Source organism: Gordonia sp. DT101 (assembly GCF_049844895.1).
Classification (GTDB): domain Bacteria; phylum Actinomycetota; class Actinomycetes; order Mycobacteriales; family Mycobacteriaceae; genus Gordonia.
In genome coordinates this window covers 183,731-196,056 of sequence record NZ_JBNCLX010000002.1, presented here as the reverse complement: position 1 = coordinate 196,056, position 12,326 = coordinate 183,731, and the positions used below count along the sequence as shown (strand labels likewise).

The 12,326-nt window shown below is 66.7% G+C and carries 8 protein-coding genes; 4 read left to right on the top strand and 4 right to left on the bottom strand.

What is annotated here, in order from left to right; translation table 11 throughout:
• Window positions 1-119 precede the first annotated feature (119 nt).
• From ACLQ3I_RS07385 to ACLQ3I_RS07375, 3 genes are all read right to left on the bottom strand, one after another.
• The gene (locus ACLQ3I_RS07385; protein ID WP_425800940.1) at window positions 120-416 is read right to left on the bottom strand and encodes a hypothetical protein; all 297 of its coding nucleotides are present in this window, start codon (window positions 414-416) and stop codon (window positions 120-122) included.
• Between the two features lie 337 nt (window positions 417-753).
• Window positions 754-1,158, bottom strand: coding sequence for a CinA family protein (locus ACLQ3I_RS07380; protein WP_425801885.1), 405 nt, complete (start codon window positions 1,156-1,158; stop codon window positions 754-756).
• Window positions 1,159-1,320: 162 nt separating this feature from the next.
• The gene (locus tag ACLQ3I_RS07375; protein ID WP_425800938.1) at window positions 1,321-2,682 is read right to left on the bottom strand and encodes a styrene monooxygenase/indole monooxygenase family protein; all 1,362 of its coding nucleotides are present in this window, start codon (window positions 2,680-2,682) and stop codon (window positions 1,321-1,323) included.
• 200 nt (window positions 2,683-2,882) lie between these two features.
• Between ACLQ3I_RS07375 and ACLQ3I_RS07370 the strand changes: the two genes are divergently transcribed.
• Together ACLQ3I_RS07370 and ACLQ3I_RS07365 are read left to right on the top strand one after the other, a co-directional pair.
• Entirely contained in the window at window positions 2,883-5,021 is a 2,139-nt protein-coding gene (locus tag ACLQ3I_RS07370) for an acyltransferase family protein (protein ID WP_425800936.1), read from the top strand.
• 264 nt (window positions 5,022-5,285) lie between these two features.
• Window positions 5,286-6,461: an acyltransferase gene (locus tag ACLQ3I_RS07365; protein ID WP_425792810.1), complete on the top strand. Its 1,176-nt coding sequence runs from the start codon at window positions 5,286-5,288 to the stop codon at window positions 6,459-6,461.
• A 17-nt stretch (window positions 6,462-6,478) separates the two neighbouring features.
• Here the strand turns inward: ACLQ3I_RS07365 and ACLQ3I_RS07360 are convergent, their stop codons facing one another.
• On the bottom strand, window positions 6,479-7,093 hold the full coding sequence (locus ACLQ3I_RS07360) for a SanA/YdcF family protein (RefSeq protein WP_425801882.1): 615 nt from the start codon (window positions 7,091-7,093) through the stop codon (window positions 6,479-6,481).
• 136 nt (window positions 7,094-7,229) lie between these two features.
• Between ACLQ3I_RS07360 and ACLQ3I_RS07355 the strand changes: the two genes are divergently transcribed.
• Window positions 7,230-8,630: a WS/DGAT/MGAT family O-acyltransferase gene (locus tag ACLQ3I_RS07355; protein ID WP_425800934.1), complete on the top strand. Its 1,401-nt coding sequence runs from the start codon at window positions 7,230-7,232 to the stop codon at window positions 8,628-8,630.
• Window positions 8,631-8,895: 265 nt separating this feature from the next.
• Window positions 8,896-12,303: a heterodisulfide reductase-related iron-sulfur binding cluster gene (locus ACLQ3I_RS07350; RefSeq protein WP_425801879.1), complete on the top strand. Its 3,408-nt coding sequence runs from the start codon at window positions 8,896-8,898 to the stop codon at window positions 12,301-12,303.
• The last annotated feature ends 23 nt before the right edge of the window (window positions 12,304-12,326 follow it).

The window sequence follows — 12,326 nt, the reverse complement described above, 5'->3', positions numbered from 1 at the left end:
GTGGCGCCGAAGCTCGACTCCAGAACGTCCGACGACGTGGTGTGGCCTGATCCCTCTCCGCTACGCGATTGGTGGACTTCGGTCATGGACTCCGGTCAGGACGCTTCCGACGAGTCCGCTCACGATGTCGGGGAGACAACGTGAATGGTTCGAAATGGTCTGGACCAGACTGCGAGCTTCTGACTTTCGCAACTCAATGGGCGCGGTACGGCGGCGGACCGGCAGACCACATCAGAGACCGGTTCGGCATAGATGAGACCGAGTTCTTCGCTCGCATCCTCGATGTCACCGAGCAGCGTGAGTCCGACCACGACATCGAAGACCACGACATCGCCGAGTTGCGCAGGGTTGCTCGTCGGCGGCTCTGGCTGCACCGAGTCTGAAACCGCGAGCAGGTCGGTACGCGTGCCGGTCACGACCAGCGGCTACCGACGCGGGCAGACACGCTCACAGCTCGGACATCTCGTGCGATGTGTCCAACCAGCCCGCAATGGCTACTGCCCCAGGTGAGCAGCGCGCCACCCAGGAAGTTTCATGAGTGAGAAACAGAAGGTGCAGCAACACCTTCCGGGAACCATGGAGGGGCCGTGACCGAGCTCACGGCCCCGTTCTCGACATCGGAGTGTGGTCCGGGTTTAGACGTCCGCCACACCGGGTAGACCTGAACGCAACCGCGACGATCACCCGGGTGTTTGTCTCGGCCAGATCTCCAAGGTTCTGCGAGCAGCCTTGGAGGTCGCCCCCCTTGCTGCCTCAGTCGACCAGCCGGGATAACAGCAGCCGAAGTGCGTGCTCGACGGTGGCCCTCACGATCTCCGCCGGTTCACCGGCGAAACGCGCTTCGGCACTGAAGGTTTTGCCGTGGTCGAAGATGCCGAAACACACCGTGCCGGCTTCGTCCTCCTGGGGATCGGGCCCGGCCTCACCCGTGACGGCCACCACCAGGTCTGCACCCAGGAGCCGCGCAGCGTTCCGCGCCATTGCCTCGGCAGCCGTCGCACAGACCACCGGGCCGTCCGGAACGTCGAGGAGCCCGAACTTGACCTCAGGGTGGTAGGCGACGATCCCACCCGAGAACCAGTTGCCCGACCCGGACGCACGACTGAGACTGGCGGCGATGTTGCCGCCGGTGAGCGATTCGGCGACCCCGATCCGCATGGTGCCGTCGGCCTCGGCCGCGATGTCCTCACAGATCTGCTCCACTGCGTCGGCAGTCACGCATCACCACGCTACGTGAGCTCGACGCACACGTGATGTGGGTCGAACATCTTCGTCAGTGCGGACGGTTGCGCCGGACATCCCGATCCACCCACCGGCACCTCAGCTCGCGACTTTGTCACTCGCCGAACTGAACCGCCCGGCCGGTTCGAATCGGCCCAGCACATCGCCTGCGGGCTCGCCGGACACCGCGGCGATGAACCCGAGCACATCCTCTCGACTCTCCAGCGTGAGAAGCGGATTCGGCTCCGAGAGCAATCCGAACAGCGCGGACGCCACGTTGGCGTCGACGGCGGCGGCGGGGAACGAGAGTTCAAGGTGGGTGGCGTAGTCCGGATCGCCCAGATAGAGGCGGGTGACCTCGACCGCCGCGCGGCCACGCCGCTCCCAGTGCTTCTCGAACTCGGCTTCGAGCCAGTCGGCACCGAACGCGCCGTCGTGCGCCTTGGCCGCCTTCACCAGTTCGGCGACCTGGATCAGCGAGTTCTGGGCACCCTGGCCTGCGACCGGGTCCACCGCGATCGCGGTGTCGCCGATCGCGGCGACGACATGGCCGCCGCGGGTGGTGGAGACGACATGCCGCACCGTCGGGGTGACCGCACCCGTGAGCCACGACACCGGGTCCGACTCGATCACCTTCAACTGTTCGATCACCGGTGCGTCGTGAGGGAAATACTCGGTGAAGATGTCGACGAGCGCCGAGCGGGCCGACCCGGCATCGTCGACCTCGTCGATCGTCGGTGCCCATGCTCCGTCAGGTTTCGCGAAGACGATGAACGACCAGGTCGCGCCGGCGTCCTTGTGCAGGAACGGGCCGACGAAGATCTCCCCGTTTTCGCTGTCGAGGTTGAACAGGGAGTGATTGCCGCCCCCGCTGCTGCGATAGGCGAACGCGTCGGGTCCGTGGTCGAGGCCGGTGAGCGTCACCTGCAGTAGCTTGCGCTGCGGCTCCCGATAGTGCGTCCGCGACCCGTCGACCGGGAACAACGCCGACAACCCGCCCTTGCCGGTCGCGACCAGGGTGAGGTCGTGGGAGCCGGCGATCTCGTCGAGGCGGTCGACGTCCACCGCACCCACCTCGAAGCGCCCGCCGTGGTCCAGGAACCTGCCGAGCCGGTCGTCGGCGCGCAGGCGGAGGTCGACCGCCTGGGCGACATAGCCGTAGTCGGGGTTGAACTCGAGCACATCGGTGCGGTCGTCACCGCTTCCCGAATGCAGCCGAACGCTGATCCCGGTGGTGTTGCCGACGTCGTAGGTGTCCTCGATGATCTCGGCGTCCCACTCCCGCGATTTGCCGAACAGCACGCCCACCCCGGTGGGCGGCACCTTGTCGCGCAACGATTCCCGGTCCTTGTCGCTGTAAAGCGTCACGTCGAAACCCGCCTCGACGAAGCCGAGTGCCGCACTTGCGCCGGCCAGGCCCGCACCCACCACCCCCACACTCCTGCGTCCCTCGTCTGCCATGCCGTTCCCCTTTGCCTGTCGCTGTCCCGGTGTCTGCGGCGGCCGATGCCGTCGGCGTCAGCGTGCCCGCGGACGCAGTCCGGTTGAAGGGTTAGGCGCAGCGCGCGCATATCGGTGCGCCCACTGTTTGCCGATCTGCCTGGGGCTACACGGCGACTGCTGACCGGAATCACCACCAGAGCCAAGTAGCATCCCTGCCTGTGAGCACGGCCGTAACCACCCCGACAGCGACGCCCAACGAGGACGCCGCGACCGGCAACACGTCCGGTTATCGGCTGGATCTCGACGGCCTGCGTGGGGTCGCGATCGCCCTCGTCGCGATCTTCCATCTGTGGTTCGGACGCGTCTCCGGCGGCGTCGACGTCTTCCTGACGCTGTCGGGCTACTTCTTCGTCGCGTCGTTGCTCAAGCACGTCATCGCCACCCAACCCGCATCGGTGCCGTGGCGGACCGCGATCAACCCGTGGCCGCGGTTCTCGCGCCTCGCGCGCCGGTTGCTCCCCGCGCTGCTGGTGATCCTGGTGGTCGTCACCGCGCTCATCGCCCTGGTGATGCCGAAGACGAGGTGGGGGCCGCTCGGTTCAGAGGTGCAGGCCAGCGCGCTCTACTACCAGAACTGGCACCTGGCGCTCGATTCACAGGACTATCAGGCCGCGGACTCCGCCAACAGCCCGATGCAGCATCTCTGGTCGATGTCGATGCAGGGACAGTTCTTTGTCCTGACACTGCTGTGTGCCCTGGCCCTCGGCGGTCTCCTGCGCGTCCTGTCCCGACGGTTCTCCGCACTGTCGAATCCCTCGGTGATCCGCGGCATCGTCGGGTTCAGCCTCCTCGCGGTCGCCCTGGTCTCGTTCGCCTGGGCCAATCACCGGCACGCGGTGAACCAGCCCTTCAACTACTACGACACCGTCGCCCGGCTCTGGGAACCACTCGCCGGCGGACTCCTCGCGGTCTGGATGCCCCGGCTCGCGCTACGGCCGTGGATGCGCAACGTCCTCGGGGTGTTCGCCCTGGCCCTGATCGTCACCTGTGGCTGGTGGATCGCGGGCGTGCAGGAGTATCCCGGCGTGCTGGCGCTCGTGCCCGTCGGCGCGACGCTGCTCCTGATCTGGACGGGCTCGGCTGTCACCCGGCCCGACTCCACGGCCGGGCCGGGTTCGGTCAGCAGTGTCCTCGCACATCCGCGTCTCGTCTGGCTCGGCTCCATCGCGTACGCGCTCTACCTGTGGCACTGGCCGTTGCTGATCTTCTATCTGGCCTGGCGGTATCAGGACCACGTGAACTGGCTGGAGGGCACAGCCATCCTCGCGATCTCGGTGGTGCTGGCCTGGGCGACCACCAAGTTCATCGAGACGCCCTTGCGTGCCGGGCGGTCGACCGGGCTCGGACCACGATATCGGCGGGCACTTCTCGCGCTCATCCTGATCACCTCCGTCGTCGCGGGTTCCACCGTCGTCATCTGGCAGCGGAACGCGGCCAACGCCACCGTCAACACCGAGAACCTCGACACCCGCCTGTACCCCGGGGCCCGCGCCTACCTCGACGGCGCACCGGTTCCCAAGGTGGACCCGCAGCCGAGCCCCGAGGTGGTCGACAAGGACTGGCCGATCACCTCGTACGACTCGGTCATCAGCGGCTGGAAGGACCCGTCGATCAAGGTCGGGGTCTACGGGGACAAGAACGCCACCCGAACCGTCGCGTTGGTGGGAGGTTCGCACGCCGAATACTGGATCACCGCGCTCGACGCGATCGGGAAGCGACGCGGATTCAAGGTGACCACCTATCTCAAGGTGGGGTGTGCCCTGACCACGAGTCACGTCTTCATCTGGTTCGGTCAGAAGTATTACCAGTGCAACGACTGGTCGAAGCGGGTGATGAACCGACTCGCCGCCGACAAGCCCGACGTCGTCTTCACCAACTCCACCCGACCGGTGGAGGGCAGGGGTGCTCGCGGCGACTACGTCCCGCAGGACTACGAGGACATCTTCGCGCAGTTCCGGGATCGTGGACAACGCGTGATCGCGGTACGCGACAACCCGTGGGCGCACGGCCAGCTCAAGCCGCCGGAATGTCTGGCTGAGGGTAAGAAACCACAGGTCTGTGGAGTGCCACGGGACGTCGCGATGGCACCGACCGACCCGGCGCAGGCCATCGCCCCCCGGTTCCCGAACACCACCTTCCTCGACTACACCGACGCCATGTGCGGGCCGACCTACTGTCCCGCTGTCGTCGGCAACATCGTCGTCTGGCACGACTACCACCATCTGTCTGCGACGTTCGTGCGCAGCCTCACCCCGGCCGTCGAGGCCGATCTCGCAAAGTCACTGCACTGGTGGTGATCCCGGTCACACGACGATGAGTCGCGGCCGTCGCCGGTCAGCATCTCAGGGTGACCCCAGACTGCGCTGTTAAGGTGTCAACCGATGCTCGTGCCGCGGGCGCCCACGCGGGAGGCGCGGGGCCGCGACCGATCGCCACGAGCTCCGAGGACTCACGGGCGAGCCCCTCGGAACCGAGAAATCCATCAACGGTTTGGGGCTGAGACACGCGTGACCACCTTTGCGCCGGAGCGAGGTAGCGCCGCCGACGAGGGCGCGGGCACGATCGCACGCTCCGGACAGACGGTCCGCGGCGTAGGCCGGAAGGCCTACCTCCACCACCTCGACCTGATCCGGGTCACCACGTTCTCGCTGGTCATCTTTGTCCATTGCCTGACGCAGACGACCGATGAATTCACCAGCATGCCGGTCAACACGGCGTCGCTGCTGCTGCATTTCACGCGCAACACCTTCTTCGCGCTGACCGGCTTCGTGCTGATGTATCAGAACTTCGACAAGGCCGACTTCAGTACGACGGGGTTCTGGCGCAAACGCATCAAGCTGGTCATCTTCCCGTACCTCATCTGGTCGGCGATCTACTGGCTCGTGCAGGAGGTGTGGGCGAAGGACCGTATCGGCGACGTCTTGTCGAATCCGGTCGGGAGCCTGGCCGAGTTCGGCAGGCTGGCCGGCTGGGGCCTGTCCGGTTTCCAGATGTACTTCCTGTTCGTGATGCTCCAGGTCTACCTGCTGTTTCCACTGGTGCTGTGGCTGGTCCGGGCGACCGGCGGGCATCACGGCAAGCTTCTGGCAGCCAGCCTCGCCGTGCAGTTCGCGATCACCGCGACCATCACCTTCTGGCAGCCGCCCGCCCCCATCGCGCAGTACTGGTGGCATCACTACGCGACCTTCATCCCGTACCAGTTCTTCATCCTGTACGGCGCGGTGGCCGCGGTTCATCGCGACGCCACCGCCCGATGGCTCGCGGGCAAGGGCTGGTGGCTCTTCGGTGCGCTGCTGGCGACCGGCATCTTCGCCGTCGGCACGTACCTGTCCGGAGTCTGGTTCGGCGGAAAGCCGGTGCACGACAGCAACTCCGCCTTCCATCCGACCCTGATCCCCTTCATCGTCGTGGCCATCACCTGCCTGTACGCAGCCGCCGCGCACTGGGCGAGCACCTGGCGCGACGTCACGCCGCGGTTCGCCCGAGCCGTCTCCTTCGCGTCCAACCGCTCGTTCGGTGTGTTCCTCGGACACGTACTGGTGCTGTACTTCCTGCTCAAGCCGCAGTCCGGCGGCCGGCCCTGGATCCTGGCCACGCTCGGCCAGCCCTGGGGCACGTTGGTCACCTACGTCGCCACCATCGCGGGCTCACTGGTGCTGGTGGAGATCCTGCGCCGCGTACCCGGATCTCTGTACCTCACCGGGCGCCCCCGTCTGCCGCTCACGCTCAACCGCTGACCGGCCTCATCGCTGATTCACCGGCCGCTGATCGTGCCCAGCAACGCTCGCGGACGCGCCAGCATGAGTTCGCGAAGGTGGTTGCGGAGCACTGTCCACTCCGGGCAGTCACAACGGGCCGCCACCCCGGTTGCGTCGATCCCCCGGCTCCGGCACAACGCGATCGCTCGTGACAGGTGGAAGTCCTGCGTGATGATCACCGCGGCATGGACACCGAAATCTTCGTGGGCGCGACGACAACTCGCCTCGGTATCCATGCCGAGCGGGTCGTCGGTGATGTCGTCGGCGGCGACACCGTGTTGCTCGAGATAGTGGCGCATCACTGCGGGTTCATCACCAGCAGCGGCAGACCCGTTGCCCGAGATGATGATCCGGGCGACGCGTCCGGAGCGATAGAGGTCGACTGCGGTGTCGAGACGACCGCGCACATAGTCGCCGGGCTCGCCGTCGTCCACCAGCGATCCGAGTACCAGGGCTGTCGAACCGACCGGCACGTCGCCCTCGTCCAGCACTCGCCCCGACGACGAGATGTACACCCAGGTGGCCGCGATCGTGACGATCAGCTCGACGGTCACGACGACGACGAGAACCGCTCGAGCTGCCGGATGCACGATCTCACGGTAGGCGATCATGGCTCCCCCGACACCGACCGCTGAGTCGTTGATCACCACTTGACCCAATCGGGAGATGGGGGCCGGTCGGAGGCTGATACTGAGACGATCGCACTGCCCGCACGGTGCCCCACCCCGAGATCCAGAGGTCGCCACGATGCCCTATATGCCGGTCACCGAATCCATGTTCCTGATCGCGGAGACCCGCGAGCAACCGATGCATGTCGGCGGACTCCAGCTGTTCGTGCCCAGGGAAGGGCAATCGGGAACCGAACTCGCCGAGGAGATCTTCGAGACCTTCCAGGGTTGCACCGATGTGCGCCGACTGTTCCGCAAGCGACCCGCATCGCCGGCCTCACTGTTCGGCTACGCCGCCTGGTCCCACGACGACGAGATCGACTTCGACTATCACGTGCGGCGGGCCGTGCTCCCGCGCCCGGGACGCATCCGCGAGCTGCTGCGCTACGTGTCGCTCAACCACAGCGCCCTGCTCGACCGCACCCGCCCGATGTGGGAGCTCCACATCATCGACGGACTCGAGGACGGCCGCGTCGCCATCTACACCAAGATCCATCACTCACTGGTCGACGGCGTCTCCGCGCTACGCCTCTTGGAGAATTCGCTGTCCACCGATCCCGACGATCGCAACGGCACCGCGTGGTGGGATCCCCGGCTCGTTCGACGATCACGGACCACGTCGGCGTCGGGCTCACGCATACCGAAGCTCTCGGCGGTGACCGGCCTGGTCGGGCAGGCCGTCGGCGTCGCCGGACAGATCGTCGGGGCGGCGCCGGCCGCGGCCAGGGTCGCGTGGACCGCCGTCACCGACGACGACTTCTCCTCACCGTTCGTTCCGGCACCACGCACCATGCTCGACGTCTCGATCGGCAGCGCACGCCGATTCGCCGCCCAGCAGTGGCCGATGGAACGGCTCCGCGCGATCGCCTCGGCACTCGACATCACCCTCAACGACGTCATCGTCGCGATGTGCGGCGGGGCGCTGCGCTCTTACCTGATCGACCGCGACGACCTACCCGACACACCGCTCGTCGCGGCGATCCCCGTCTCGATGCACACCGACGACGCATCCGAGGGCAATCTGGTCACCGCCATCCTGGCGAACCTGGCGACCGATCAACCCGATCCGGAACGACGCCTGGCCACGGTGGTCGCCTCCACGCGCAAGGCGAAGCAGGTCATCCGTGGACTGTCACCGCTCCAGGCGCTGATGTTCGGCGCCGCGGCGTTCGCGCCACTGGCCCTCGCGCCTGTCCCGGGTTTCGTCCGCTACACGCCGCCCCAGTTCAACCTGATCATCAGCAACGTGCCAGGACCCTCCGAACAGCTCTACTGGAACGGCGCCCGGCTCGAAGGGGCGTATCCGGTGTCCATCGCGATGGAGGGTCTGGCGCTCAACATCACGGTCACGACCACGGCCGATCAGGTGAACTTCGGCCTCATCGGCGCACGCAAGGAACTACCCAGCCTGCAGCGACTCCTGACCCACCTCGACACCGCACTCGAGGAACTGGAGAAGGTCGCGGGAATCGTCGGCTGAGGCCGGATCGCCTCTCGCGCACCTTGTTGCGTGATGCTTCCCACACCGAGCGCACGGATCCCACACCTGACTCGACAGTAAGTTACTCACAAGTATCATCCACTGTGACAGTGGTGGCGGGACCGAGCGTTAGTTAGGTCATCCTTGGCAGCGCAACGCCCCCACAACAAACTACGGTTACCTGTAGTACACGTCGGCCCACGTGCGCCTGAGTCCTGCGCAAATGGGTCCGGCGATGACCTCAGAGAAAGGCCGGTACGCGCCCGTGACCTCCACGACGATTGCCATCGGCACGATCACGACGATCGTCAGCCTGTTCTGCTGGGCGATCTTCTTCCAAGGCATCAGCCGGATGGTCCGCACCATCAGCAAGGGCCAGAAGATCGACCGCTCCCGGATCTTCCCCATCCTGCCGCGCATGAAGACGGTGGTGATCGAGTTCGCGGCGCACACGCGCATGGCGAAGTTCCGCACCGTCGGCTGGGCGCACTGGCTCGTCATGGTCGGCTTCCTACTGGGTTTCATCTTCGTCTTCGAGGCCTACGGACAGGCCTTCAACCCGGACTTCCACTGGCCATGGCTGGGTGTGTGGGGCCCATACGTCCTCGCCGAGGAACTGCTCGGCTGGGCGACGGTGATCGGCGGGGTCGCACTGGTCGTCATCCGGCAGCTGAATCACCCGCGTGTGCCCGAGCGGATGTCACGGTTCGCGGGCTCGAACTTCGGTGCCGCCTATTTCGTCGAGGCTGTCGTCATCATCGAGGGCCTCGGCATGCTCGGCGTGAAGCTGTTCAAGATCGCGTCGGGTATCGAGCATGCACCGATCTGGGCTTCGCCCACACTCCACTACATCGCGATGCCTTTCGAAGGCGTGCCGGAGTGGTCGGTCTCCGCGATGGCCGTCGTCAAGTTGCTGTCGGCGATGATCTGGCTCGCCGTGGTGGGACGCAACATCAACTGGGGCGTCGCTTGGCACCGTTTCGCCGCGTTCTTCAACATCTACTTCAAGCGTGAGGCCGACGGCGGAGTCGCACTCGGCGCACTCAAGCCGATGATCAGCCAGGGGCAGGTCCTCGACATGGAGACCGCGGACCCCGATGTGGACGCATTCGGCGCCGGCAAGATCGAGGACTTCAGCTGGAAGGGCTGGCTCGACTTCACCACCTGCACCGAATGTGGTCGCTGCCAGAGCCAGTGCCCGGCCTGGAACACGGGTAAGCCGTTGTCACCCAAGCTCCTCATCATGTCGCTGCGCGATCACGGCTACGCGAAGGCGCCGTATCTGCTTGCCGGCGGCAAGAAGGACATGGGTGGCGACGAGGTCGGCCTCGTCGATGCCGACGGAAATGTGCTCGAGGACAAACTCGACGCGATCCCAGAGGCCGCGCGCGCAGAGGCCGCCCGCAAACTGGTCGGCGAGAGCAAGGGCGCACTCGGCGGCGGGAACGGCATCGAGGCCACCGACGGCGAGTTCGACCCGTCGGAACTCGGCGCCGTCATCGACACCGAGACCCTGTGGAGCTGCACCACGTGCGGCGCTTGCGTGGAGCAGTGCCCGGTCGACATCGAGCACGTCGACCACATCCTGGACATGCGCCGCTACCAGGTGCTGATCGAGTCCGACTTCCCGACCGAGCTCGCGGGCATGTTCAAGAACTTGGAGAACAAGGGCAACCCGTGGGGCCAGAACTCCTCGGCGCGCACCAACTGGATCGACGAGATGGACATCGAGATCCCGGTGTTCGGCAAGGACGTCGAGTCGTTCGCAGGCTTCGAGTACCTGTTCTGGGTCGGTTGCGCAGGCGCCTACGAGGACCGCGCGAAGAAGACCACCAAGGCCGTCGCCGAACTCCTCGACCTCTCCGCGGTGAACTTCCTCGTCCTCGGCGAGGGTGAGACCTGCACCGGCGACTCGGCTCGCCGCGCGGGCAACGAGTTCCTGTTCCAGATGCTCGCCCAGCAGAACATCGAGATGCTCGGCGAGGTCTTCGCGACCGCGCCCGAACAGCGCAAGAAGATCGTCGTCACCTGTGCGCACTGCTTCAACGCGCTGGGCAACGAGTACCCGCAGCTGGGCGCCACCTACGAGGTGGTCCACCACACCCAGCTGCTGAACCGGCTGGTCCGGGAGAAGCGTCTGGTCCCGGTTGCGCCACTCGGCGAAGGTGTCACCTACCACGACCCGTGTTATCTGGGCCGCCACAACAAGGTCTACGACGCCCCGCGCGAGCTGATGGGTGCGTCGGGATCGACGCTCACCGAGATGCCTCGCCACGGCGAGCGCTCGATGTGCTGCGGCGCCGGCGGTGCCCGCATGTGGATGGAAGAGCAGATCGGTAAGCGCATCAACCTCGATCGCGTGGACGAGGCGCTCGACACCCTCGGCGATCTCAGCGGCCAGGAAACCAAGAAGGTCGCCACTGGCTGCCCGTTCTGCCGCGTGATGCTGACCGACGGCGTGACCGCGCGGACCAGTGGCACCGAGCAGGAGGGCAAGGTCGAGGTCGTCGACGTCGCCCAGCTGCTCCTCGATTCGGTGAAGCGTGGCGCGCCCGAGGTGAGCCGCGGCGGCCGCTATCTGGGTCCGGCGTCGGTGCCGGCCTCGACGGCGTCCGCTGCGCCCGCCGTCGAGGAGAAGGAAGCAGACGCTGCACCGGCTGCTGCTGCGACCGCCACCACGACGGAGGCCAAGCCGAAGCCCAAGGTCGGACTCGGCATGAAGGGGGGCAAGAAGCCCGGCTCCGCAGGGAAGACCGAGGCCCCGGCCGGCGAGAAGGCCACCGAATCGGCACCGGCCGCGACGCCGCCTGCGGAGAAGAAGCCCGCCGCCAAGGGATTCGGCATGAAGGGTGGAGCCAAGCGCCCGGGTGCCGCCAAGCCCGAGGCCGGCTCCGCCGAGCCCGCACCGGCCGAGGCCGAGTCGTCGTCCGCCGTCGAATCTGCTGCGACCGAGAAGAAGCCCGCGGCAAAGGGCTTCGGCATGGGCAGCGCGAAACGTCCGGGTGTGAAGAAGCCGAACGCCGCTGCTGCCGACGCCGGGGTCACGGCACCTTCGGAGAGCAATGTCGCCGAGGCGGAGTCCGCGCCTGAGGCATCGCCGACTGCGGACACCGAGTCCGCCGGCCCGGCGGCCGTCACCGAGGAGAAGCCCGCCAAGGCCAAGGGATTCGGCATGTCGGCCGGCAAGAAGCGGCCGGGCGGAGCCGGCAAGGCAGCTGCCGCACCCGCGGCTGCTGCACCGACGACCGAGGCTGCACCCAGCGAGCCCGCCGAGTCGGCCGAGCCCGCACCTAGCGAGACCGCGGAGTCGTCGGCGGAGCCTGTCGAGGCGTCGAGCGAGTCCACCGCGGCCGCTGTCACCGAGGAGAAGCCCGCCAAGGCCAAGGGATTCGGCATGTCGGCCGGCAAGAAGCGGCCGGGTTCATTCGGCAAGGCCGCTCCTGCCGCAGCAGCTCCTGCCGCCGCACCCGAGTCGACGCCGGAGCCGGAAGCTCCGGAAGCGGAGACCGAGCCGGCGACGGCGACTGAGCCCGAGACGACGACCGAGCCCGAAGGTGGCCCGGAGGAATCGGCACAGTCGTCGAACGGCGGCCGGACGATCGCCGAGGCAGGCTCCTCGAAGGCAAAGGGATTCGGCATCGCTGCGGGCAAGAAGCGGCCCGGACACAGCTGATCCACGATCCCGACCACGTCGAC